General features: G+C 68.0%; 16 protein-coding genes and 3 rRNA genes. 12 read left to right on the top strand and 7 right to left on the bottom strand.

The window, feature by feature from the left end; all coding sequences use genetic code 11:
- Positions 1 to 87 precede the first annotated feature (87 nt).
- The 3 genes from BN1187_RS06445 to rrf all read left to right on the top strand — a co-directional run bounded on the left by BN1187_RS06445 (position 88) and on the right by rrf (position 5,345).
- Positions 88 to 1,606: ribosomal RNA gene (locus BN1187_RS06445) — 16S ribosomal RNA — on the top strand.
- A gap of 385 nt (positions 1,607 to 1,991) precedes the next feature.
- Positions 1,992 to 5,073, top strand: a 23S ribosomal RNA gene (locus BN1187_RS06450).
- Between the two features lie 155 nt (positions 5,074 to 5,228).
- Positions 5,229 to 5,345, top strand: a 5S ribosomal RNA gene (gene rrf, locus BN1187_RS06455).
- The 16S, 23S and 5S rRNA genes sit together here, the layout of an rRNA operon.
- 401 nt (positions 5,346 to 5,746) lie before the next feature.
- Here the strand turns inward: rrf and BN1187_RS13815 are convergent.
- The gene (locus BN1187_RS13815) at positions 5,747 to 6,607 is read right to left on the bottom strand and encodes a hypothetical protein (RefSeq protein WP_147675086.1); all 861 of its coding nucleotides are present in this window, start codon (positions 6,605 to 6,607) and stop codon (positions 5,747 to 5,749) included.
- 174 nt (positions 6,608 to 6,781) lie between these two features.
- Here BN1187_RS13815 and BN1187_RS13820 point away from each other — a divergent pair, with 174 nt between their 5' ends.
- From BN1187_RS13820 to BN1187_RS06485, 7 genes are all read left to right on the top strand, one after another.
- On the top strand, positions 6,782 to 7,732 hold the full coding sequence (locus BN1187_RS13820) for a hypothetical protein (protein WP_147675087.1): 951 nt from the start codon (positions 6,782 to 6,784) through the stop codon (positions 7,730 to 7,732).
- A complete protein-coding gene (locus BN1187_RS06465) occupies positions 7,729 to 8,727 on the top strand; it encodes an HAD-IIA family hydrolase (protein ID WP_040160264.1) in 999 nt (332 codons plus the stop codon). Before BN1187_RS13820 ends, BN1187_RS06465 begins: the two co-directional genes overlap by 4 nt.
- Positions 8,724 to 8,888, top strand: a complete 165-nt coding sequence (locus BN1187_RS14250; protein WP_157754752.1) for a hypothetical protein — start codon at positions 8,724 to 8,726, stop codon at positions 8,886 to 8,888. Before BN1187_RS06465 ends, BN1187_RS14250 begins: the two co-directional genes overlap by 4 nt.
- Before the next feature lies 1 nt (position 8,889).
- A complete protein-coding gene (locus BN1187_RS06470) occupies positions 8,890 to 9,645 on the top strand; it encodes a TlyA family RNA methyltransferase (RefSeq protein ID WP_040160268.1) in 756 nt (251 codons plus the stop codon).
- Between the two features lie 21 nt (positions 9,646 to 9,666).
- Positions 9,667 to 10,620 carry an NAD kinase gene (locus BN1187_RS06475; protein WP_040160270.1) on the top strand — a complete coding sequence of 318 codons (954 nt, stop codon included), beginning with the start codon at positions 9,667 to 9,669 and terminating at the stop codon, positions 10,618 to 10,620.
- 2 nt (positions 10,621 to 10,622) lie between these two features.
- Entirely contained in the window at positions 10,623 to 12,308 is a 1,686-nt protein-coding gene (gene recN / locus BN1187_RS06480; protein ID WP_040160272.1) for a DNA repair protein RecN, read from the top strand.
- 186 nt (positions 12,309 to 12,494) lie between these two features.
- The gene (locus tag BN1187_RS06485; RefSeq protein ID WP_040160274.1) at positions 12,495 to 12,986 is read left to right on the top strand and encodes a DUF3145 domain-containing protein; all 492 of its coding nucleotides are present in this window, start codon (positions 12,495 to 12,497) and stop codon (positions 12,984 to 12,986) included.
- A gap of 184 nt (positions 12,987 to 13,170) precedes the next feature.
- Here BN1187_RS06485 and BN1187_RS06490 read toward each other — a convergent pair whose 3' ends face one another.
- The 6 genes from BN1187_RS06490 to BN1187_RS06515 form a co-directional block, all read right to left on the bottom strand.
- Positions 13,171 to 14,595, bottom strand: coding sequence for an acyl-CoA carboxylase subunit beta (locus tag BN1187_RS06490; protein ID WP_040160277.1), 1,425 nt, complete (start codon positions 14,593 to 14,595; stop codon positions 13,171 to 13,173).
- Positions 14,596 to 14,605: 10 nt separating this feature from the next.
- Positions 14,606 to 15,868: a beta-ketoacyl-[acyl-carrier-protein] synthase family protein gene (locus BN1187_RS06495; RefSeq protein ID WP_040160280.1), complete on the bottom strand. Its 1,263-nt coding sequence runs from the start codon at positions 15,866 to 15,868 to the stop codon at positions 14,606 to 14,608.
- Positions 15,869 to 15,941: 73 nt separating this feature from the next.
- Positions 15,942 to 16,184: an acyl carrier protein gene (locus tag BN1187_RS06500; protein WP_040160283.1), complete on the bottom strand. Its 243-nt coding sequence runs from the start codon at positions 16,182 to 16,184 to the stop codon at positions 15,942 to 15,944.
- 63 nt (positions 16,185 to 16,247) lie between these two features.
- Entirely contained in the window at positions 16,248 to 17,243 is a 996-nt protein-coding gene (locus BN1187_RS06505; protein WP_040160285.1) for a beta-ketoacyl-ACP synthase III, read from the bottom strand.
- Positions 17,240 to 18,439 carry an acyltransferase domain-containing protein gene (locus tag BN1187_RS06510; protein WP_040162505.1) on the bottom strand — a complete coding sequence of 400 codons (1,200 nt, stop codon included), beginning with the start codon at positions 18,437 to 18,439 and terminating at the stop codon, positions 17,240 to 17,242. Before BN1187_RS06510 ends, BN1187_RS06505 begins: the two co-directional genes overlap by 4 nt.
- Positions 18,440 to 18,617: 178 nt before the next feature.
- Positions 18,618 to 19,742 (bottom strand): PucR family transcriptional regulator, encoded by a 1,125-nt coding sequence (locus tag BN1187_RS06515; protein WP_452436281.1) that lies wholly within the window; start codon positions 19,740 to 19,742, stop codon positions 18,618 to 18,620.
- A 225-nt stretch (positions 19,743 to 19,967) separates the two neighbouring features.
- On the opposite strand from BN1187_RS06515, the gene BN1187_RS06520 reads away from it, so the two are divergent.
- Both BN1187_RS06520 and aceE read left to right on the top strand, forming a co-directional pair.
- Positions 19,968 to 20,984, top strand: coding sequence for a PHP domain-containing protein (locus BN1187_RS06520; protein ID WP_040160290.1), 1,017 nt, complete (start codon positions 19,968 to 19,970; stop codon positions 20,982 to 20,984).
- A 183-nt stretch (positions 20,985 to 21,167) separates the two neighbouring features.
- A complete protein-coding gene (gene aceE / locus BN1187_RS06525) occupies positions 21,168 to 23,957 on the top strand; it encodes a pyruvate dehydrogenase (acetyl-transferring), homodimeric type (protein WP_040160292.1) in 2,790 nt (929 codons plus the stop codon).
- Positions 23,958 to 24,094 lie beyond the last annotated feature (137 nt).

Below are 24,094 nucleotides of genomic sequence, written 5' to 3' on the forward strand. Positions count from 1 at the left end.
GGTTGGGTTACAGGTTTCTTTGAGTGATTGATTAGTGATTGATGCCAGTTTTTCTGGTTTTTTGTCATGGTCTTGCTCTTTGTTTTTTCGATGGAGAGTTTGATCCTGGCTCAGGACGAACGCTGGCGGCGTGCTTAACACATGCAAGTCGAACGATGAAGGACTCTTCGGGGTTTGGATTAGTGGCGAACGGGTGAGTAACACGTGAGTAACCTGCCCTTCACTTTGGGATAACCGCCGGAAACGGTGGCTAATACCGGATATGACCTGTTGCCGCATGGTGGTGGGTTGAAAGATTTTTTGGTGGGGGATGGGCTCGCGGCCTATCAGCTTGTTGGTGCGGTGATGGCGTACCAAGGCTTCGACGGGTAGCCGGCCTGAGAGGGCGACCGGCCACACTGGGACTGAGATACGGCCCAGACTCCTACGGGAGGCAGCAGTGGGGAATATTGCACAATGGGCGGAAGCCTGATGCAGCAACGCCGCGTGCGGGATGACGGCCTTCGGGTTGTAAACCGCTTTCGCCGGGGACGAAGCTTTTGTGACGGTACCTGGTAAAGAAGCACCGGCTAACTACGTGCCAGCAGCCGCGGTGATACGTAGGGTGCGAGCGTTGTCCGGATTTATTGGGCGTAAAGAGCTCGTAGGTGGTTTGTCGCGTCGGATGTGAAAACACGGGGCTTAACTCTGTGCTTGCTTTCGATACGGGCAGACTTGAGGAAGGTAGGGGAGAACGGAATTCCTGGTGGAGCGGTGGAATGCGCAGATATCAGGAGGAACACCGGTGGCGAAGGCGGTTCTCTGGACCTTTCCTGACGCTGAGGAGCGAAAGCGTGGGGAGCAAACAGGCTTAGATACCCTGGTAGTCCACGCCGTAAACGGTGGGCACTAGGTGTGGGGGACTTCCACGTTCTCCGTGCCGTAGCTAACGCATTAAGTGCCCCGCCTGGGGAGTACGGCCGCAAGGCTAAAACTCAAAGGAATTGACGGGGGCCCGCACAAGCGGCGGAGCATGCGGATTAATTCGATGCAACGCGAAGAACCTTACCTGGGTTTGACATATGCCGGAAGCAGCCAGAGATGGTTGTGCCTTTTTGGCCGGTTTACAGGTGGTGCATGGCTGTCGTCAGCTCGTGTCGTGAGATGTTGGGTTAAGTCCCGCAACGAGCGCAACCCTCGTCCTATGTTGCCAGCGGTTCGGCCGGGAACTCATAGGAGACTGCCGGGGTCAACTCGGAGGAAGGTGGGGATGACGTCAAGTCATCATGCCCCTTATGTCCAGGGCTTCACGCATGCTACAATGGCTGGTACAGAGGGTTGCGATGCCGTGAGGTGGAGCGAATCCCTTAAAGCCAGTCTCAGTTCGGATTGGGGTCTGCAACTCGACCCCATGAAGTCGGAGTCGCTAGTAATCGCAGATCAGCAACGCTGCGGTGAATACGTTCCCGGGCCTTGTACACACCGCCCGTCAAGTCATGAAAGTCGGTAACACCCGAAGCCGGTGGCCTAACCCTTGTGGGGGGAGCCGTCGAAGGTGGGATCGGTAATTAGGACTAAGTCGTAACAAGGTAGCCGTACCGGAAGGTGCGGCTGGATCACCTCCTTTCTAAGGAGCCCTTTTTGATCGCCACGCATCCTTGTGGGTGGGTGGTGGTTAGTTTGCACTCTTGGTTCCACCGTTGTGTGTGGGCGGGGTGGGGGTTTGTTTTTGTGGAGGCATTGATGATGCAGGCTTGTGTTTGTTGTTGGCGCGTCTAGTACTGCCGGCCCTTGTGGGGTGGGTGTGGAACGGGTGGCCGGTGGCGGCATGGGTTTGTGGGGCACGTTGTTGGGTTTTGAGGCTTCCGCAGCCGTTGGTTGTGGTTGTTTCTGTGGCGGATCTTCGCTGGCTGGCCTAAGGGTTGGTCGGGTTGGTTTGTGTGTTGTTTGAGAATTGTATAGTGGACGCGAGCATCTTTTGTAGTTTTTTGTCTGTGTTGGATGTTTTTTGGTGACAAGCTACTAAGGGCGATCGGTGGATGCCTTGGCATCAAGAGCCGATGAAGGACGTTGTAACCTGCGATAAGCCACGGGGAGTTGGTAAACGAGCTGTGATCCGTGGATGTCCGAATAGGGAAACCTCGAAGGTAACCGGAGTTGTGTCCGGCGACCCCTGTCTGAATGTATAGGGCAGTGGGAGGGAACGTGGGGAAGTGAAACATCTCAGTACCCATAGGAGAAGAAAACAACCGTGATTCCGTGAGTAGTGGCGAGCGAAAGCGGAGGAGGCTAAACCGCGCGTGTGTGAGAGCTGACAGGTGTTGCATGTGTGGTGTTGTGGGGCCGTTCGTGGTCGGGCTGTTGACCGGCCGGGGAGTGATAAAACTGCGTCGAAGTTGAACTGTCTGGAATGGCAGACCAGAGTGGGTGATAGTCCCGTAGGCGTATGGTGTGGTCTTCCTTGGATGGACCCCAAGTAGTACGGAACCCCTGAAATTCCGTGTGAATCTGGCGGGACCACCCGCTAAGCCTAAATACTCCTTGATGACCGATAGTGCACGAGTACCGTGAGGGAAAGGTGAAAAGTACCCCGGGAGGGGAGTGAAATAGTACCTGAAACCGGTCGCCTACAATCCGTCGGAGCCTTGCGGGGTGACGGCGTGCCTTTTGAAGAATGAGCCTGCGAGTTAGTGGTGTGTGGCGAGGTTAACCCGTGTGGGGGAGCCGTAGCGAAAGCGAGTCCGAATAGGGCGGTTGAGTCGCGCACTCTAGACCCGAAGCGAAGTGATCTATCCATGGCCAGGGTGAAGCGACGGTAAGACGTCGTGGAGGCCCGAACCCACTTGGGTTGAAAACCGAGGGGATGAGCTGTGGATAGGGGTGAAAGGCCAATCAAACTTCGTGATAGCTGGTTCTCCCCGAAATGCATTTAGGTGCAGCGTCGCCTGTTTCTTGCCGGAGGTAGAGCACTGGATGGTCTAGGGGGCTTAACAGCTTACCGAAATCAGCCAAACTCCGAATGCCGGTAAGGTTGAGGGCGGCAGTGAGACTGTGGGGGATAAGCTTCATAGTCGAGAGGGAAACAGCCCAGATCATCAGCTAAGGCCCCTAAGTGGTTACTAAGTGGAAAAGGATGTGGAGTTGCGAAGACAACCAGGAGGTTGGCTTGGAAGCAGCCATCCTTGAAAGAGTGCGTAATAGCTCACTGGTCAAGTGATTCTGCGCCGACAATGTAGCGGGGCTCAAGTAATCCGCCGAAGCTGTGGCGCCGCACGTTATGTGTGGTGGGTAGGGGAGCGTCGTGTGTGCGGTGAAGCGGTGGGGTGACCCGATCGTGGAGTTCACACGAGTGAGAATGCAGGCATGAGTAGCGAATGACGGGTGAGAAACCCGTCCGCCGAATATCCAAGGGTTCCAGGGTCAAGCTAATCTTCCCTGGGTAAGTCGGGACCTAAGGCGAGGCCGACAGGCGTAGTCGATGGACAACCAGTTGATATTCTGGTACCGGCGAAACAACGATCCTGCCGAGGCGAGTGAGACTAAGCATGCGAGTCTGTCGGATCCTTCGGGTGATGGCGGGTGAGTCTGTGACCTGATCTTGTAGTAGGCAAGCTGCGGAGGGACGCAGGAAGGTAGCCCATCCCGGGCGATGGTTGTCCCGGGCTAAGAGTGTAGGACGGCGTGTAGGTAAATCCGTGCGCTGTGTGTCTGAGACTTGATGGCACTGCACACGTGTGTGTGGTGTGGGTGATCCTATGCTGCCGAGAAAAGCTTCGTGAGCGAGTTGTGAGCCGCCCGTACCCTAAACCGACACAGGTGGATTGGTAGAGAATACCGAGGCGATCGAGAGAATCGTGGTGAAGGAACTCGGCAAAATACCCCCGTAACTTCGGGATAAGGGGGACCTGATCCGTGACAGCCCTTTGCGGTTGGTAGCGGTGATGGTCGCAGAGACCAGGCCCAAGCGACTGTTTACTAAAAACACAGGTCCGTGCGAAGTTGTAAGACGATGTATACGGACTGACTCCTGCCCGGTGCTGGAAGGTTAAGGGGAACTGTTAGCGTGAGCGAAGCGGTGAACTTAAGCCCCAGTAAACGGCGGTGGTAACTATAACCATCCTAAGGTAGCGAAATTCCTTGTCGGGTAAGTTCCGACCTGCACGAATGGAGTAACGATTTGGGCGCTGTCTCCACCACGAACTCGGCGAAATTGCATTACGAGTAAAGATGCTCGTTACGCGCAGCAGGACGGAAAGACCCCGGGACCTTTACTATAGTTTGGTATTGGTGTTCGGTACAGCTTGTGTAGGATAGGTGGGAGACTGTGAAGCGGTCACGCTAGTGGTTGTGGAGTCATCGTTGAAATACCACTCTGGTTGTTCTGGATATCTAACTTCGGGCCATGATCTGGTTCAGGGACAGTGCCTGATGGGTAGTTTGACTGGGGCGGTCGCCTCCTAAAAGGTAACGGAGGCGCCCAAAGGTTCCCTCAGCCTGGTTGGCAATCAGGTGTTGAGTGTAAGTGCACAAGGGAGCTTGACTGTGAGACTGACAGGTCGAGCAGGGACGAAAGTCGGGACTAGTGATCTGACGGTGGCATGTGGAAGCGCCGTCACTCAACGGATAAAAGGTACCCCGGGGATAACAGGCTGATCTTGCCCGAGCGTCCATAGCGACGGCATGGTTTGGCACCTCGATGTCGGCTCGTCGCATCCTGGGGCTGGAGTCGGTCCCAAGGGTTGGGCTGTTCGCCCATTAAAGCGGCACGCGAGCTGGGTTTAGAACGTCGTGAGACAGTTCGGTCCCTATCCGCTGCGCGCGTAAGAGTCTTGAGAAGTGCTGTCCTTAGTACGAGAGGACCGGGACGGACTAACCTCTGGTGTGCCAGTTGTACCGCCAGGTGCACGGCTGGTTGGCTACGTTGGGAAGTGATAACCGCTGAAAGCATCTAAGCGGGAAGCACGCTTCAAGATGAGGACTCTCACAACATTTTGTTGGTAAGGCCCCCGGGAGACGACCGGGTTGATAGGACAGATGTGGAAGCACAGTAATGTGTGGAGCTGACTGTTACTAATAGGCCGAGGGCTTGTCACACCACCAAAAACATGTCTTGACGCAGATGATTGCTGCAAGATGTTTCGCGTCCGCTATACGATTCCCAGACAACACACCACCCCGGTCCGGGGTGGCCGGAGTGTCTGTGATGTTCCCCCCACCCGGCGGGTGGGGATTGATAAATGAATAGTCGTTTCGGTGATAATGGCGAAAGGGAAACGCCCGGCCCCATTCCGAACCCGGAAGCTAAGCCTTTCAGCGCCGATGGTACTGCACACGCTGGTGTGTGGGAGAGTAGGTCATCGCCGGACACACAACAACAGTCCCCCGTAACAACCGTTACGGGGGACAGTTGCCTATAACGAGCCTTTCCCGCTGCGGGGCCGTCCCATGTCCATCGGGTGAGGCTGCGATGGAGGCCGAGGCGATCGCCGCCCTGTGCCTGTGGCCCCACCGTCGCCCTGCGAGGTTGGTCCGGCGGGTGTCGGACGGGCAAACTATGGGGGTGGCAGATCAATACAGTGGGGATTCGAAGGACCGGCGCCGACAGGGTCGTCCGAGCGCGAGCCGGCCGTCCGGCGGCGCGGGCTACGGCCGAGGCGCCCGCAACGGTGGAAGCGGCGGGGAGCAGAGCCGGGGCTCGTGGAGCCGAGGGCGCGGCAAAGACTCCCGAGGGTCGTGGCGCGGGGACGGCGGGGAGCGGTCCTCGTCGTCAAGCCGCCGCTCCTTCGATTCCGGATCCGCCGGTGAACGTTCTGCCCGAGGGGACCGGCCTCGCGGCGGGGACCGCGGACGGTCCTATTCCTCGCGTGACGAGCGTTTCTCCCGCGACGGGCGAGCAAGCCGGGACAACGGCGGTGGAGACAAGTTCGGTAGAGACGGCGGCCAGCAGCGCGGTGACCGCTATGAACGTTCTGCTGGGGACGATCGCCGCGGCGGGCGCTTCGATCGCGATCAGCGTCCGCGCCGTGAGGCTGGGTTCAACCGGAACGAGGGTCCGCGCCGCGACGGTGGGTTCAACCGGGACGACCGGCCGCGCCGCGACGGTGGGTTCAACCGGGACGACCGCCAGCGCCGGGACAACCGCGGCGACCGTTTCGAGCGTGGCGACCGGCCGCGCCAGGATGATCGGTTCAATCGGGATGATCGTCCGCGCCGTGAGGGGGGGTTCAATCGAGATGACCGTCCGCGCCGCGAGGGGGGGTTCAATCGGGACGAGCGTCCGCGTCGCGAGGGCGGGTTTAACCGCGACGATCGTCCGCGCCGCGACAACCGCGGTGACCGTTTCGAGCGTGCCGACCGGCCGCGCCGGAACGACCGCTTCGACCGAGACGGGCGGCGAGGTGGGCGTTTGGATCGCGACGCGCGCCGGGACGGCGGTTTCGACCGTGACGACCGTCCCCGCCGGGACGACCGCGGCGATCGTCCGCGAGCCGCTCGCTCGGGGCAGGGCGAACGGCCGGGTCGCGATGAGCGGTTCAACCAAGGTGACCGTCGAGGCGGTCGCTTCGACCGCGAGGATCGTTCCCGCCGCGACAACCGACAAGACAGCCCGCGTCGAGACGACGTCCACGACGATCACAGGGATGCCGAGCATCGGGAGCCGCCCCGTCCCGGCCTCGCCGCAAAGGAGAACGAGCCCGCGACCCCGCGCGACCTCGACCTGCGCGAACTGCCCCGCGCCGTCCGGGCGGAGCTTCGTTCGCTGACGAGCGAGCGGGCCGACGTGGTGGGCGCCCATCTGCTGATGGCGGGCAAGTTGCTCGACACGGACCCGCAGCTCGCCTACGCGCACGCCGAGGCCGCGCGGCGGCGCGCGGCACGGTTGCCTGTGACCCGCGAGGCGACCGGCGAGGCGGCCTACGCCGCGGGCGAGTACGCAGTGGCGCTGAACGAGTTCCGCGCGCTGCGGAGGATGAGCGGGGGCGAGGAGTACCTGGCGGCCATGGCCGACTGCGAGCGCGCGCTGGGCCGTCCGGAGCGGGCGCTGGCACTCGTCCGCGAGGGCCTGGCCGCGGCGCCGGACTTCGCCCAGCGGGTCGAGCTGCGCCTGGTCGAGGCGGGCGCGCGCCTCGACATGGAACAGCCCGAAGAGGCGTTGCGCCTGCTCAAGAACGAGATCGAATCCAGCGGAGGCAAGGGCTCGCGGTTGGTCCGCGCCCGGTTGCGTTACGGCTATGCCGACCTGCTCGAGCGCACGGGGGACACCGAGAACGCCGAGCGGTGGTTCGCGGCGACCGACGCCCTTGACGCCGAGGGCGAGACCGATGCCGCCGACCGCCTGGCTGTCCTGCAGGGCATGGTGCTCGAACTCGACGAGGACGACCTGATGGGCGCGGACGGGGGAGACGCGGACGGGGTGTCTGGTGCCGACGCGGATGACGCGGACGGGGTGTCTGGTGCCGACGCGGGAGACGCGGACGGGGTGTCTGGTGCCGACGCGGATGACGCGGACGGGGTGTCTGATGCCGACGCGGATGGCGCCGAGAGTGTGTCCGACGCCGACGCCGACGCGGACGCGGCGCGAGATATGGACGCGGCGGGTGAAACGCCCCCGGCGTCCGAACCGGAACGGCCGGCGTCCGAGCCGGAACCGCCGTCGTCCGAACGGGACCGGCCCCAGGTCGCTAAGGTCGAGGACGAGCCCTCTGGCGACCACACGCCCGGCGGGGACGACAACGAGGAGGACCGGGCATGACACGACCCGTTATCGAGGGCCACGACGTCGCCTTCTTCGACCTGGACGGCGTGATCTACCTCGGCCCGGCGGCCGTCGAGGGCGCGCCGGAGGGCGTGGCGACTCTCCGCGAGCGGGGCGTCCGGACGATCTTCGTGACGAACAACGCGGCGCGCCCGGCGCAGACGGTGGTCGACCAACTCACCCGGCTCGGGTTCCCGAGCACGCTCGACGACGTCATCACCAGCGCCCAAGCCGCCGCCGGCTACCTGCGGCGCGAACTGGAGCCCGGGGCGAAGATCCTGGTCGCGGGAACCCAGAACCTGGTCGACGAAATCACCGGCGCGGGCTTCACCGCCGTCACCGGCGCCAAGGACGATCCGGTCGCTGTCATCCAGGGGTACGACCCCGAAATGACCTGGCCGCGGCTCGACGAGGCCGGCTACGCCGTCCAGGGGGGCGCGCGCTGGTTCGCCACGAACACCGATTCCACGCGACCCACCGACCGCGGGCTCGTTCCCGGCGCCGGCGCGGCGGTGGACGCGGTCGGCGCGACCGTGAAGGTCCGCCCGACGATCATCGGCAAGCCGTACGCGCCTCTCATGGAGGAGGCCGTCCGGCGCACCGGGGCGACGAATCCGATCTTCGTCGGCGACCGCCTCGACACCGACATCGCCGGCGCCGTCGGGGTGGGGATGGAGTCGTTCCTCGTCTTCACCGGGGCCCACGGCAAGCAGGACCTGGTCGAGGCCGTCGAGGCGCAGCGTCCGACGAGCATCGGGCTCGACGTCCGCTCCCTCCTGGAGCCGCGCCGCGAGGCACGTGTCGAGGGTCGGCGAGCGACGTGTCGCGAGGTCGTCGTCGAGGCCGACGACCGGGGCGTCGCGTCCGTGCAGGGCGACCTCGGCGGTCCCGAAGAGCAGCTGGACGCGGTGTGGGCGCTCGCGCAGCTCACGTGGGCCGGCATCGTCACCGACCCGGCGCCCGTCCTGGAGAAGCTGGATCGCATCCGATGAGCGACGAGCGTCCGGTCACAGGGCACGAGCGCATCGACGCGGCGCTGGCGTCCGTCGATCTCACCGGCGACGCCGACACGCACCACGAGCAGCTCGCCCGGGCGTTGGAGACCGTCCAGCAGGTGCTGACTGAGGCGCAGCAGCCCCAGCCCCGCCGCTGAGGTGGACGACCGGCAGCGGGTGGACGTCGCCCTCGTCCAGCGCGGGCTCGCGCGCTCGCGTGGCCAGGCGCGCGACCTGATCCGCTCCGGCGAGGTGCTGGTGAACGGCCGAGCGGTCCTGCGGCCGTCCACGCCGGTGGGCCCCGACGACGAGCTGGGCGCGCCGACCGACCGGTACGTCTCCCGCGCCGCGCACAAGCTGCTGGGCGCACTGGACGAGGCCGGTCTCGCGGTCTCGGGCCGCGCGCTGGATGCCGGTGCGTCCACGGGCGGCTTCACACAGGTGCTGCTGGAGCGCGGTTGCGACCACGTCTACGCCGTCGATGTGGGCACCGGCCAGCTGGTGGACGAACTGCGCCGCGACCCGCGCGTCACCGCCCGCGAGCATCTGAACCTGCGCGATCTCACCCTCGCCGACGTGGACGGCGAGCCCGTCGATGTCCTCGTCGCGGACGTCTCGTTCATCTCCCTGCGCCTTCTCGTCGAGCCGATGCTCGCCGTGCTGCGCCCCGACGGGGTGGCGCTCCTCATGGTGAAGCCGCAGTTCGAGGTCGGACGCGCCGGGCTGGACTCCCGCGGGGTGGTCGTGAACGACGCGGCCCGGGAGGACGCGGTGGACCTCGTCGTTGCGGACGCCGAGCGGCTGGGCTGGGCGTGCGTGTGGCGCGGGCGCAGCCCCTTGCCGGGCGGCGAGGGCAACGTGGAGTTCTTCGTGGAATTGCGGCACGGGTCCGCCCGATCGGCGGATTTGTCGTAGCCGACGGTTAGGGTGAAGCCCGTGACCCAACGGAACATCGCCATCTCGGTGCACACCAAGCGGCAGCAGGCCGTCCAGGCAGCCGTCGACTTCATCTCCGCGGTTTCCGGGTTCGGCGTGGAGTGCTGGCTGCGGACGGAGACCTACGAGGCGATCAGCGCGGACCTCGGCGATGACGTGACGATCCACGAGTTGCGGCTCGAAGATGACCGGGTCGACCTCGAGCTCGTCGTCGTCTTCGGTGGCGACGGCACCATTCTGCGTGCGGCGGAGTGGGCGGTGCCGGCGGGGGTGCCGATCCTCGGCGTCAACCTGGGCCACGTCGGGTTCCTGGCCGAGCTCGAGCCGAGCCAGTTCGACAGCCTGATCCGCAGCGTCGTCGAGAAGCGCTACACGGTCGAGGAGCGGCTCTGCCTCGACGTCCGGCACTTCGCCGAACGGGACGGGGAGCCGATCTGGCAATCGTTCGCGATCAACGAGGTGTCGCTGGAAAAGGCCGCCCGTGAGCGCATGATCGAGGTGCTCGTCGAGATCGACAACCGGCCGCTGCAGCGCTGGGGCACCGACGGCGTCCTCGTCTCGACGCCGACCGGGTCCACCGCGTACGCGTTCTCCGCCCAGGGGCCGGTGCTCTGGCCCGACCTGGAGGCGCTGCTCGTGGTCCCGCTGCTGGCGCACGCGCTGTTCGCCCGGCCGCTGGTGCTCAGCCCGCACTCGGAGATCGCCATCACCATGCTGCCGTCGCAGGGTCCGGGCGGCGTCCTGTGGTGCGACGGGCGGCGCTCGACGGACGCGAAGGCGAGCACCGTCGTCCGCATCCGACGCAGCGACCTGCGGCTCAAGTTGGCCCGGCTCGACAGCGCGCCGTTCGTCGAACGCCTCGTGCGCAAATTCGAGCTTCCCGTGGCCGGCTGGCGCGGATCGGACGAACGCAGCCCCGGCGTCGAGATGGGGCACCAGTCCCGGGACGCGTAGCCATGCTCTCCCACCTGCACATCACCAACCTGGGCGTGATCGACGACGCCATCCTCGAGCTCGGGCCCGGCTTCACCGCCGTGACCGGTGAGACCGGCGCGGGCAAGACCATGATCGTCACCGGCCTCGGGCTGTTGCTCGGCGGCAAGGCCGGCTCGCGCCTGATCCGGCACGGCGCCGAGCGGGCCGTCGTCGAGGGACGTCTCGAGGGGGACGCCGCCCTGGCTGCCCGCCTGGACGAACTCGGCGGCGCCGACGACGACGGCGAGGTCATCCTCACCCGCGTGCTCACCCCCAGCCGGTCGCGGGCGCAGGCCGGAGGCGTCCAGGTGCCGGTCGCATCGCTCAGCGAGTTGGTGGGGGAGCGGGTCACGATCCACGGTCAGTCCGAGCAGTTGCGCCTCGGCACGTCCGAGCGGCAGCGCGAGGTGCTGGACGCCTTCGCCGGACCCGACTTCGCCGCGTTGGCCGACGGGTTCCGCACCGACTTCGCCCAGTTGCGGGCCTGGACGGCCGAGCGTGCCGCCCTCGTCGGCGAGGCGCAGGCCCGGGCGCGCGAGCTGGCGATGCTCGAATTCGGGCTCACCGAGATCGAGAAGGTCGACCCGCAACCCGGGGAGGACGAGGCGTTGCGGGTGGAGGCCCGCCGGCTGCAGGCCGTCGACGACCTGCGCGCCGCCGCCCGGGACGCCCTGGTCGCGCTTGCCGGTGACGACGAGTCCTTCGACGACCAGCCGCACGTGCTCGGCCTGCTCGGGGCGGCGCGCAAGGCGCTGTCGACCACCGCCGACAGCGACGAGCAAGTGCCGTCGTTGCTTACGCGGCTCGAGGAGGCCGGCTACGTGCTCAACGACGTCGCCGGGGAGTTGGCCAGCTACCTGGCCGGGCTGGACGCCGACCCGCTCCGCCTCGAATGGATCGCCGGGCGGCAGGCCGAGTTGCAGGGCCTGACCCGCAAGTACGGCGACACGGTCGACGACGTGCTGGCCTGGGCGCAGCGGTCCGCCGGCGACGTCACGCGGCTCGGCGGCAGCGACGACCGGGTGCAGGAGCTCGACGGCCTCATCGAGACGATGGACGCCTCCCTGCGCGAGCGCGCGGGCACCATGACCCGGCTGCGCACGAAGGCCGCGTCCGAGCTGTCATCCCGTGTGGAGCGCGAGCTCGCAGCGCTGGCGCTGCCGCGGGCGCGGCTCAGCTTCGAGCTGACGCCGCTGCCCGACCTGACCGCCCACGGAGCCGACCAGGTCTCGCTGCTGTTCAGCGCGAACCCGGGTTCGGAGCCTGCGCCGCTCGCCCAGGTGGCTTCGGGCGGCGAGCTGTCGCGTGTTCGGCTGGGTCTCGAGGTGGTGCTCGCGGCCGGCAGCGACGGGCACACCTTCATCTTCGACGAGGTCGACGCCGGCGTCGGCGGCTCGGTGGCGCTGGAGATCGGGCGTCGGCTGGCGGCGCTCGCCGAGCACGCCCAGGTCATCGTCGTCACCCATCTCGCCCAGGTGGCCGCGTTCGCCGACCGGCAGTTCGTGGTGGCGAAGTCCGGCGACGGGCAGGTGACGACCTCCGGCATCAGCGAGGTCGTCGACGAGGCGCGCGTCGACGAGCTGGCCCGCATGATGGCCGGCCTGGACGGCTCGGCCGCCTCGCGCGCCCACGCGCAGGAGTTGCTGAGGACGGCGTCTCGGCGCTGACGGCCGGACATCGACGCTGTCAGCTGCCGTCGCAGTCGCTTGCCGGCAGGCGGATTCGCCGCGCGCGTCCCCACCCCTTCACCCATGTGGCGCCGGCGCCGTCTGTGGGGCACAATGAAGCGGCAAGGCGCGTTTCGTCCGGTGAGTGTGCAGGGGAAGGCATCACTCGAACCGGGAGGAAACGCCATGACAACGACACGCGGGATCGTCCAGATCCACTCCGCGCCGTCCGCACTGCGCCCACACGTCGAGTGGGCGGTGGGCGGCGCCCTTGGCGCGCCCGTGGAACTCCAGTGGGACGCCCAGCCCGTCGAGCCCGGCAGCTACCGCTGCGAGTACGCCTGGACCGGCCCGGCGGGCTCCGCCGCGCGCATCACGAGCGCGATGATGCGGTGGGCCCGGCTGCGCTTCGAGGTCACCGAGGACGCCTCGGCGGCCGCGGAGGCGTGCCGCTACTCCTATACGCCGAACCTCGGGGTCTTCCACGCCGCCACCAGCCCCAGCGGCGACATCGTCGTCGACGAGAACCGCCTGCGCGCGGCGCTGCTGAACCCGGACGGCCCGCAGCTGCGCACGTCCCTCGAGGCGCTGCTCGGCTCCGCCTGGGACGCCGAACTCGAGCCCTTCCGCCTCGCCGGCGACGGTGCCCCGGTGCGCTGGCTGCACCGCGTGGGCTGAGGGCCGCGCCGGCCTCGCGACACCGGCGCGGAACCCTCGCGCGTCGGAAGATTCTCCCGGACTTCCGCATCGCCCGCGCGACCTGACCCGCCAGCGAAGGTCCGGCCTCGCCGGTACTCGACGCAGATAGAACAGGACCCGGCACCGTGCTCGGTGCCGGGTCCTGCCCGTCAGGAACGCGTGCTCACAACGGAATGTTCGTGTGCAGCCCGCGGACGCCGTCGTCGTCGGCGCGGATCGCGTCGGCGATGGCGGTGCGGGTGCGGGTGGGCTCCAGCAGCTCGTCCACGACCCCGATCTCGACGGCCTTCTCGACGCCGCCGGCCAGGCGCGCGTGTTCGTCGGCCAACTCCTGCTCGACCTCGGCGAGCCGGTCCGGCTCCACCTCGGCCAGCTTGCGCCGGTGAAGGATGCGGATCGCCGCGACCGGGCCCATCACGGCCACCTCGGCGCCCGGCCAGGCGAACACCTTGGTCGCGCCGAGCGAGCGGCTGTTCATCGCGATGTACGCGCCGCCGTAGGCCTTGCGGGTCACCAGGGTGACGCGGGGGACGACGGCCTCGGCGAACGCGTGCAGCAGCTTGGCGCCGCGGCGCACGACGCCGTCCCACTCCTGACCGACGCCGGGCAGGTAGCCCGGGACGTCCACGAGCACGACGAGCGGCACGCCGAAGGTGTCGCAGAACCGCACGAAGCGGGCGGCCTTCTCCGCCGACAGTGAGTCGAGACAGCCGCCGAGACGCAGGGGGTTGTTGGCGACGACGCCGACGGTGCGGCCGCCGAGGCGTCCGAGACCGACGGTGACGTTCGGCGCCCAGCGCGCGTGCAGCTCGAAGAACGTGTCGTCGTCGAGGATGCCCTCGATGAGCGGGTGCACGTCGTAGGCCCGCTTGGGCGACTCGGGCAGGAACTGCGTCACGTCGACGTCGTCGATGTCCTTCTCGATGCTGCCCTGGGCCGCGAGCAGGTTCACCACGGTGCGACCCTTGTCGAGCGCGTCAGGCTCGTTCTCGGCGGTGACGTGCACGACGCCGGAGCGGCGCGCGTGGGTGTCGACGCCGCCGAGGCGCTCCATGTCGACGTTCTCGCCGGTCACCGACCGGACGACGTCCGGGCCGGTCACGAAGATGCGGCCGGTGGACGCCATGATGACCACGTCGGTCAGCGCCGGCCCGTAGGCGGCGCCGCCGGCGGCCGCGCCCAGCACGATCGAGACCTGCGGGATCTTGCCCGAGGCCTGCGTCATCGCGTGGAAGATGCCGCCCACGCCGTGCAGCGACAGCACGCCATCGCCGAGGCGGGCGCCACCGGAGTGCCAGATCCCGATGATCGGGACGCGGTCGACCATCGCGCGACGGTAGGCCTGCACGACGACCTCGCAGCCGGCCAGGCCCATCGCGCCGCCCATGACGGTGGCGTCGCTGCAGAAGGCGACGACGGGGGAGCCCATGATGGTGCCGGTCGCGGCGAGCATGCCGGATCCGTCGTCCGGGCTGATGAGCGCGAGCGATCCCTCGTCCATCAGCGCGGCGAGGCGGAAGTTCGGGTTACGGGGATCCTCCTCGCGAGGCACCTTGCGGGGCTTCGCGGGAGCGAGGGTGTCAGTCATGGTGCTCCTTTCAGCGCCCGGTGGCGTTGGCGGTGGTGAGGGCGACGGCCACGTTCGACCCGCCGAAACCGAACGAGTTGTTCAGCGCGGCCAGCTCGCCGGAGCCCGGCAGCTCGCGGGCGGCGTTGGCGGCGATGTCGATGCCGAGGTCGTCCTCGGGGTCCTCCAGGTTGATCGTCGGCGGCACGATGCGGTGGTGCAGCGCCAGCATCGTGGTGACGGATTCCAGGGCGCCGGCCGCGCCGAGCAGGTGCCCGGTCATCGACTTGGTGCTGGTGACCACGCAGTCGTCGACGGCGTCGCCCAAGGCCTGCCGGATCGAGACGGCCTCGGTGACATCGCCCTGCGGGGTCGAGGTGCCGTGCGCGTTGACGTGCTTGATGTCCGACGCGCTGAGCCCGCTCTCGCGGAGCGCCTTCAGCATCGCGGAGCTCTGCCCGAGGCCGGTGGGATCGGGCTGCACGATGTCGTGGTTGTCGTTGGAGACGCCCGCGCCCGCCACGGTGCCGTAGATCTTCGCGCCCCGCGCCTTGGCGTGCTCGAGGCTCTCCAGCACGAGGACGGCGGAGCCCTCCGACAGCACGAACCCGTCGCGTCCCTTGTCCCAGGGACGCGACGCGGCGGTCGGGTCGTCGTTGCGCTTGCTGAGCGCCTGCATCTGCCCGAACGCGGCCAGCGGGAGCGCATGGATGGTCGCCTCGGCGCCGCCGGCGACGACGACGTCGGCGCGACCGAGCCGGATCTGGTCGACGGCCAGCGAGATCGCCTCGTTGGACGACGCACACGCCGAGACGGGGGCGTGGACGGCCGCGGCCGCCCCCACCAACAGGGCGACGTTCGCCGCCGGCGCGTTCGCCATCAGCATCGGGATGGTGAAGGGGCTCACCCGGCGCGGTCCGCGGTCGCGGTAGTTGTCCCAGTTGTCGAGCAGCGCGTGGAGGCCGCCGATGCCGCTGCCGAGGCAGACGGCCAAGCGGTCGGGGTCGATGGGGTTGTCCTCGCCGAGGCCCAGGCCGGCGTCGTGCCAGGCCTCCTCGGCGGCGATGAGCGCGACCTGAGCGGAGCGGTCGAGACGGCGCGCCTTCACCCGGTCGATCTTCTCCGACGGCTCCTGGGCCAGCGTGCCCGCGATGCGGACGGCGAGCGGTGCGGCCCACTCGTCGGTGAGGGCGACGACGCCCGACCGGCCGGCGACGAGGCCGTCCCAGGTCGACGCCAGGTCTCCGCCCAGGGGCGTGGTGGCGCCCATGCCGGTGATGACTACGTCCGTCATTGGTCCTCCGTGTTAGGTGGATGGTGGGAGCGCGCGGCGGCCGGACGACCGCCGCGCGCCGTGTGCGCTGAGGTCAGCTGTGGTTCTCGATGTAGGCGACGGCGTCGCCCACGGTCTTGAGGTTCTTGGAGTCCTCGTCGGGGATGGTGACGCCGAACTTCTCCTCGCAGCCGACGATGATCTCGACCATCGCCAGGGAGTCGACGTCGAGGTCGTCCACGAAGGACTTGTCGAGCTGGACGTCCTCGACCGGGACACCGGCGACGTCGTTGACGAGCTCGGCGAGCTGGGTGCGGATCTCTTCGGTGGTAGCCATGGATGTTCTCCTCTTGTGTGGTTGGGGCTCACTCCGGCCGGAGCCGGTTGAATCTGGTGGTGATCAGGGCAGGACGACGACCTGGCCCGCGTACACGAGCCCGGCGCCGAAGCCGATGATCAGGGCGGTGTCGCCGCTCTTGGCCTGACCGGAGGACAGCAGCTCATCCATCGCGATCGGCACGGACGCCGCCGACGTGTTGCCGAGTTGCTTGATGGTGCGCGCCACCACGACCTTCTCGGGCAGCTTGAGGTGGCGCAGCATCGAGTCGGTGATGCGGTTGTTCGCCTGGTGCGGGATGAAGCAGTCGAGCTGGTCGGGGGTGATCCCGGCGGCCTCGAGCGTCCGCTTGGCGGCGTCCGCGATGTACCCGGTCGCCCAGCGGAACACCGCCTGGCCGTTCATCTTGACGTAGCTGGGGACGCCCTGCTCGACGGCTGTCAGCCAGTCGGCCGTCATGTCGATGACCTCGGCCTGGTAGCCGTCCGAGCCCCACTCGACCGGGCCGATGCCGTTGACCTCGCTCGGGCCGACGACCGCGGCGCCGGCGCCGTCCGCGAACAGGAACGCGGTGGAGCGGTCGTGCAGATCGGTGATCTTCGACAGGGTCTCCACGCCGACGACGAGGACGTGGGTGGCCGCGCCGGAGCGGACGAGGGCGTCCGCCTGAGCGACCCCGTAGCAGAAGCCGGCACACGCGGCGCCGATGTCGAACGCCGCGGCGTCCTGGAGGCCGAGGTCGGCGGCCAGCAGGGGCGCCATCGCCGGGGTCTGCTTGTACTGGGAGACGGTCGAGACGATGACGGCGTCGATCTGGTCGAGCGAGAGACCGGAGCGCTCGATCGCCGACTCGGCGGCCTTCTTGGCGAGCGACTGGGCGTCCTCACCTTCGGCGATCCAGCGGCGTTCGGTGATGCCGGTGCGCTGCTGGATCCACTCGTCGGAGCTGTCGATGTAGGTGCACATCTCCTCGTTGTCGACGACACGCGAGGGGATCGCCGAGCCGACCGAGTACAGCCGGGCGTAGGGGCTGCCGGGTCGGGCCTGGATGGTGGTCATTCGGTTCCCTCCGGAGCGGGGTAGAGGCGGACGAGAGGTTGGCCGGGGCTGACGATGTCGCCCGGCTCGACGAGCCACTCGGTGATCTGGCCGCCGTGCTCGGTGTGCACCGCGACGGACTCGCGCAGGTTCGCGACCGCGCCGACCACGGCGCCGGGCTCCAGCGTCGCGCCGGACCCGAGGTCGTCGGCCGGGGCGAACTCGCCCTTGGCGGGCGACACGACCATCGTCCACGTGGTGTTGGGCGTGCGGCGGTGATGCGCCTCAAGGTCGCTGTGCTTCTCGACGAAGGCGCGCGCGGCCGGGAGGTCGTCCGGCGTGTTCAGACTGAACAGCTCGACGCCGCTCATGTTGCGCTTCGCGATGCCGGTCAGCGTCTTGGCCGGCGGCAACTCGAGCAGGCCGGTGACGCCGAGGTCGGTCATGGTCTGCATGCACAGGTCCCAGCGGACGGGCAGCGTCACCTGGTCGACCAGGCGGCGCAGGAACTCGTGGCCCGACTGCACCACCTGACCGTCGGCGTTCGACAGCAGGGCGGTGCGCGGATCGTGGGTGCTGATGGCGCCCGCGAGCTTGGCGAGGTGGTCCTTGCCGGGCTGCATGTAGGACGTGTGGAAGGCGCCGGCGACGCTCAGCGGCCGCACGCGCGCCTTGGCCGGAGCGTTCTCGGCGAGCTTGGCCAACAGTTCCATGGGGCCGGCGGCCACGATCTGCCCCTTGCCGTTGTTGTTGGCCGGGGTCAGGCCGAAGTTGTCGATCGCGGCGAGCACCTCGTCGGCATCACCGCCGATGACGGCGGACATGCCGGTGGGCTGCAGCGCGGACGCCTCGGCCATCGCCTTGCCCCGCTCGCGGACGAACACCATCGCCTGCTCGGCGGTGAGGACACCCGACGCCGCCGCGGCGGTGATCTCGCCGACCGAGTGGCCGGCCCCGACGCCGGTGCGGCGGAAGCCGTCGGCGGGGGAGGGGAACAGTTCCAGGGCTGCCAGCAGGCCGGCCGCGACGAGGAGGGGCTGCGCGATGGCCGTGTCGCGGATGGTCTCGGCGTCGGCCTCCGTGCCGTAGTGCACGAGGTCGAGGTTGGCAACAGTCGACAACCACTGCAGCCGGGCCTCGAAGGCGGACTCGGCGAGCCAAGGGCTCAGGAAACCGGGGGTCTGGGCGCCCTGTCCGGGCGCAACGATGGCAAGCACGTTCATAAGAATGCCGCTTTCCTGTCACCTGGGCGGGGGTTGCCTCGACAGAATGTGTCGCCGCAGTTTTGTGGGTTTCCTACAACGGCTTCTCCAGGGACGGGCGTGGTGATCAGACCGCTCGGCACGCGCGTCCGCGCCGACCGGCCGAAGGACGCCGAAGCGTCGTCGTGCCGCGTCAGGAGAGCAGCCGGCCCAGCGTCAGCCCCAACCGGAGCGCGTAGGCGTCGCGGGAGTCTTGCGGGTCGTAGCCGGTGACCTCGTGCACCTTGGCCAGCCGGTAGCGCACGGTGTTGGCGTGGATGAACAGGGCGCGGGCGGACGCCTCGATGGTGCCCAGTTCGAGGTACGTCTCGAGGGTCTCCAGCAGGTCGCCACCGTGCTCGCGCAGCGCCAGGTAGACGCTCCCGGCCAGCGTGCGGCGCGCCTGGCCGTCGCCGGAGAGCGCCCGCTCGGGCAGCAGTGCCCCCGCCGCCACCGGGCGGGGCGCCCCGGGCCAGGCGGACGCCGCGCGGCGTCCGGACAGCGCCGCCCGGGCGCTGGTGACCGCATGGCCGAACTCGGTGACGACGGGGCCGACGACGATGGGTCCCGGCCCGAATGCGCTGACGAGCGCGGACGCCGCAGCCACCGCCTCGTCCTCGTCGGCGAAGGAGCCGCCGAGCAGCGCGACCAGCCGGTCGCCCTGCGGGGCGGACAGCACGTCGAGCTTGGCCCGGGCGGCCAGATGCCGCAGGGTGTCGCGTCCTTGGGGCACCTCGGGCAGGTCGCCGATGACGACGGCCAGGGACGACCGCGCGCGCCAGCCGAGCGTGGAGGCGCGGGAGACCACCGATTCGTCGGCCTCACCGCGGATCACGGCGTCCATGACGAGGCTCTCCAGGCGGGCGTCCCAGACGCCGCGTTCCTCGGCGGCGCGCGCGTAGACGTCGGCCGCGTCGAACGCGACCTCGCGGGCGTAGTGCAGCATCGCGGTCTCGAGGACGGCGCGGTCGCCGCGGGGCATCATCAGGCCGATCTGCTCGCCGACGGTGTCGATCGTCGCCCGGATCATCGCGACCGTCTGCTGCAGGCTGAGCGTGCGCAGCGAGCGCGGCGCGCTCTCGAAGATGTTGGTCGTGGTGGACTCGTCGGCCCCCGCGGAGAACCATTGCGAGAAGCCGTCGATACCCGACCGGACGACCAGCGTGATCGAGGCGCGGTGGTCGGCATCGAGTTCGCGGAACCACGGGTAGCGCTCCGCCATCTTGGTCAGCGCGGCGGTGGTGATCTCGGCCGAGGCCGCGGCGAGCCGCCTCGTCATGGCCGCGCGGGTCCGCGTCCCGGGCAGCCACGCCGGACGGTTCTTGCTCGCCATCGCGCCTCCTTCGCGCGCTGAGCCTACTGGGTCGGAGACCCGCCAGTCGGCCGCGCCGGGGGGCCGGATCGTCGGTCCAGGGGCACCGCGGGCGTGGTCATGGCGCGATGCGGCCCGGGCCCGTCGCTAGGGTGTCGGCGTGCGAACAGTCGTCCGGCCGGGGAGGCGTTGATGGACCCCGTCGTCGCGCTGCGCGAGATCGCCTACCTGCTCGAGCGCTCCGGCGGGCAGACCCGCCGCGCGCAGGCGTACCGGAAGGCCGCGGACGTCTGCGCCGACCTCGAGCCCGAGCGCCGGGCCGCACTGAGTGCGAGCGGCGACTGGGCGTCCCTGCCGGGGGTCGGGTCGTCCACCGCTGCGGTGATCAGGCAGGCGTCCGCGGGACGGCTGCCGGACCGGCTGGCCGAGCTGCGGGCGTCCCGGGAGCCGCTCGTCGCCGGCGACGACCCCGTGCTGGGCGCGCTGCGCGGCGATCTGCACGTGCACTCGGAATGGTCGGACGGCTCCAGCTCGGTGGAGGAGATGGTGCTGTCGGCCCGAGCGCTCGGCTACGAGTACTGCGCGATCACCGATCACTCACCGCGGCTGAAGGTCGCGCACGGCCTGGACGCGGACCGGCTCGCTCGCCAGCTCGACCTGATCGCCGACCTCAACGAGGTGCTGGCGCCGTTTCGCATCGTGGCCGGGATCGAGGTCGACATCCTGGACGACGGCTCTCTCGACCAGACCCCGGCGATGCTCGACCGGCTGGATGTCGTCGTCGCCAGCGTCCATTCCAAACTGACGATGGACTCCGCCGCGATGACGCGCCGCATGGTGGGGGCGATCGCCAACCCGCGCGTGAACGTGCTGGGGCACTGCACCGGGCGCCTCGTCCAGGGCGACCGAGGGACGCGTCCGCCCTCGGTCTTCGACGCCGAGGTGGTCTTCGAGGCCTGCCGGCACTTCGGGGTCGCGGTCGAGATCAACTCGCGTCCGGAGCGGCGCGACCCGCCCGACGACCTGCTCGCGCTGGCTGCCGGCATGGGATGTGTCTTCTCCGTCGGCACGGACGCCCACGCCCCCGGCCAGTTGGAGTTCCGCGAGTACGGCGCGCGCCGCGCCGCGGACGCCGGCATCGACCCCGAACGCATCGTGAACACCTGGCCCGTCGAGCGGCTGCTGGAGTGGACCCGGGCGCGCTCCTGAGGCGGAGCGGACCGTCCCGTCCATCCGCGCTCCCCGACGTGATCCCGGGCGACTTCCGCGAGGCGGTCTGGACCTCCTGGCACGCCGTCCCGGTCGAACGCATCCCCGCGCGCTCGGGCGACGTCCCGACGGTACTCACGTTGGAAATGTCAGTCGGATGCGCGAAGATGGCGAAGCACAAGTATGGATGGAGAAAGGACTCCTCTCGTGGCTCGAAGCGACCAGCAGGGACCGATCCTCAACGGTCTGCCCACCAACCTCCCGGACATCGACTCCGAGGAGACCGCCGAGTGGTTGGAGTCTCTCGACGGCATGATCGACTCCGCGGGCCGCAACCGCGCCCGCTACGTCATGCTGAAGCTGTTGGAGCGCTCGCGTGAACGCCACCTCGGCGTTCCGTCGTTGACCGCCACCGACTACGTCAACACCATCCCGCCGGAGCAGGAGCCCTGGTACCCCGGCGACACCGACCTGGAGCGCAGGTTCCGCCGCCTCGTCCGCTGGAACGCCGCCATCACCGTGCACCGTGCGCAGCGCCCGGGCGTGGGCGTCGGCGGTCACATCTCCACCTACGCGTCGTCGGCAACGCTGTACGAGGTGGGCTACAACCACTTCTTCCGCGGCAAGGACCATCCGGGCGGCGGCGACCAGATCTTCTTCCAGGGCCACGCCAGCCCCGGCATGTACGCCCGCGCCTTCCTGATGGGGCGTCTGGAGGAGGAAGACCTGCTCGGGTTCCGCCAGGAGCACAGCCATATCGTCGACGGCAAGGTTCGCGGGCTGCCGTCCTACCCGCACCCGCGGCAGATGCCCGACTTCTGGGAGTTCCCGACCGTCTCGATGGGCATCGGGCCGATCAACGCGATCTATCAGGCGCAGTTCAACAAGTACCTGCACAACCGCGGCCTGAAAGACACCTCCCAGCAGCACGTCTGGGCGTTCCTCGGCGACGGCGAGATGGACGAGGTCGAGAGCCGTGGCGCCCTGCAGATGGCTGCCTACGAGGAACTCGACAACCTCACCTTCGTCGTCAACTGCAACCTGCAACGCCTCGACGGCCCGGTCCGCGGCAACGGCAAGATCATGCAGGAGCTGGAGTCGTTCTTCCGCGGTGCCGGCTGGAACGTCATCAAGGTCGTCTGGGGCCACGGTTGGGATCCGCTGCTGGCCGCCGACAAGGACGGTGCGCTGGTCAACGTGATGAACGCCACGTCCGACGGCGACTACCAGACTTTCAAGGCCAACGACGGCAAGTACGTCCGCGACCACTTCTTCGCGCGCGACCCGCGCACCGCGAAGATGGTGGAGGACTGGGACGACGACCGCATCTGGCGCCTGACCCGGGGCGGCCACGACTACCGCAAGGTGTACGCCGCCTACGACGCCGCGACGAAGTTCACTGGCGCGCCCACGGTCATCCTGGCGCACACCATCAAGGGCTACTTCCTCGGCCAGCACTTCGCCGGCCGCAACGCGACGCACCAGATGAAGAAGTTCGCGCTCGACGATCTCAAGCAGTTCCGCGACCGGCTCGACATGCCGATCACGGACGCGCAGCTCGAGGAGGATCCGTACGCGCCGCCGTTCATCCGTCCCGACGAAAACGACGAGCGCATCCGCTACGCCAAGGAGCGCCGCCGCGAACTGGGCGGGTACATCCCCGAACGCCGCACGAGCTGGACCAAGTCGATCAAGCTGCCCGAGGACAAGGCCTACGACTCGGTGAAGAAGGGCTCCGGCAAGCAGGAGATCGCCACCACTATGGCGTGGGTGCGCCTGCTGAAGGACCTCATGCGCGACAAGGAGTTCGCGCCGCACGTCGTCCCGATCATCCCGGACGAGGCGCGCACCTTCGGCATGGACTCGTTCTTCCCGACGATCAAGATCTACAGCCCGCACGGCCAGAACTACACGCCGGTCGACCACGAGCTGATGCTGTCCTACCGCGAGGCGAAGAACGGTCAGATCCTGCACCTGGGCATCAACGAGGCGGGCTCGATGGCGGCCTTCACCGCGGCCGGGTCGTCCTACGCGACGCACGGCCTGCCCATGGTGCCGGTCTACGTCTTCTACTCGATGTTCGGTTTCCAGCGCACCGGTGACCTGATGTGGGCGGCCGCCGACCAGATGAGCCGTGGCTTCCTCATCGGCGCCACCGCCGGCCGCACCACGCTGACCGGCGAGGGCACCCAGCACATGGACGGCCAGAGCCCGATGCTCGCGGCGACTAACCCGGCGGTCGTCCAGTACGACCCCGCGTACGGCTACGAGATCGCGCACATCATGCAGGACGGTCTGCGCCGCATGTACGGCGAGAACCCCGAAGACATCATCTACTACCTGACGGTGTACAACGAGCCGATCGTGCAGCCCGCCGAGCCGGAGAACGTCGACGCCGAGGGCATCCTCAAGGGCATGTACCTGCTCAAGGAGGGTTCGATGGAGGGCGTGAACGACGACGCCCGCCGCGCCCAGATCCTCGCCTCGGGCGTCGCGGTGCCGTGGGCGTTGGAGGCTCAGGAGCTGCTGAAGAACGACTACGGCATCGTCGCGGACGTCTGGAGCGTCACGTCCTGGACGGAGCTGCGCCGCGACGGCCTGCGCTGCGACGAGCACAACTTCCTCCACCCGGAGGAAGAGCGCGAGGTGCCCTACGTGACGCGGCGCCTCGAGGGTCGTCCCGGCCCGGTCATCGCGGTGTCGGACTACATGCGCCAGGTGCAGGACCAGATCCTCAACTGGGTGCCGGGCCAGTTCATGTCGCTGGGCGCGGACGGCTTCGGCTTCTCCGACACCCGCGCGGCGGCCCGCCGCTACTTCCACATCGACGGGCCGTCCATCGCGGTCCGGGCGATGCAGATGTTGGCCGCCAACGGCGAGCTCGACCCGTCGATGCCGAAGGAGGCCGCCGAGCGCTACCGCCTGCTCGACGTGACCGCCGGCACCTCCGGCAACGCCGGCGGCGAGAGCTGACCGCTCGCTCCTGACGGCGGGACCTGACCTTCGGGTGGGGTCCCGTCCGCCCGTTGAGGCCCTGGCGAGGCCGTCTATCGGGCCGTCGCGACTGCCAGGTCATGCACGGGTGCGCCGATATCTGGCAAGGTAGTCGT

Source organism: Nigerium massiliense, from assembly GCF_000826085.1.
GTDB classification, from domain to species: Bacteria; Actinomycetota; Actinomycetes; order Propionibacteriales; family Propionibacteriaceae; genus Propioniciclava; species Propioniciclava massiliense.

Coding starts and splice junctions, on each gene's coding strand:
- BN1187_RS06495 (WP_040160280.1), bottom strand. CDS start 15,868: ATGACGGACGTAGTCATCACCGGCATGGGCGCCACCACGCCCCTGGGC.
- aceE (WP_040160292.1), top strand. CDS start 21,168: ATGGATGGAGAAAGGACTCCTCTCGTGGCTCGAAGCGACCAGCAGGGA.
- BN1187_RS06490 (WP_040160277.1), bottom strand. CDS start 14,595: ATGACTGACACCCTCGCTCCCGCGAAGCCCCGCAAGGTGCCTCGCGAG.
- BN1187_RS14250 (WP_157754752.1), top strand. CDS start 8,724: ATGAGCGACGAGCGTCCGGTCACAGGGCACGAGCGCATCGACGCGGCG.
- BN1187_RS06515 (WP_452436281.1), bottom strand. CDS start 19,742: ATGACGAGGCGGCTCGCCGCGGCCTCGGCCGAGATCACCACCGCCGCG.
- BN1187_RS06505 (WP_040160285.1), bottom strand. CDS start 17,243: ATGACCACCATCCAGGCCCGACCCGGCAGCCCCTACGCCCGGCTGTAC.
- BN1187_RS06500 (WP_040160283.1), bottom strand. CDS start 16,184: ATGGCTACCACCGAAGAGATCCGCACCCAGCTCGCCGAGCTCGTCAAC.
- BN1187_RS06485 (WP_040160274.1), top strand. CDS start 12,495: ATGACAACGACACGCGGGATCGTCCAGATCCACTCCGCGCCGTCCGCA.
- BN1187_RS13820 (WP_147675087.1), top strand. CDS start 6,782: ATGGCGGGCAAGTTGCTCGACACGGACCCGCAGCTCGCCTACGCGCAC.
- BN1187_RS06465 (WP_040160264.1), top strand. CDS start 7,729: ATGACACGACCCGTTATCGAGGGCCACGACGTCGCCTTCTTCGACCTG.
- BN1187_RS06520 (WP_040160290.1), top strand. CDS start 19,968: ATGGACCCCGTCGTCGCGCTGCGCGAGATCGCCTACCTGCTCGAGCGC.
- recN (WP_040160272.1), top strand. CDS start 10,623: ATGCTCTCCCACCTGCACATCACCAACCTGGGCGTGATCGACGACGCC.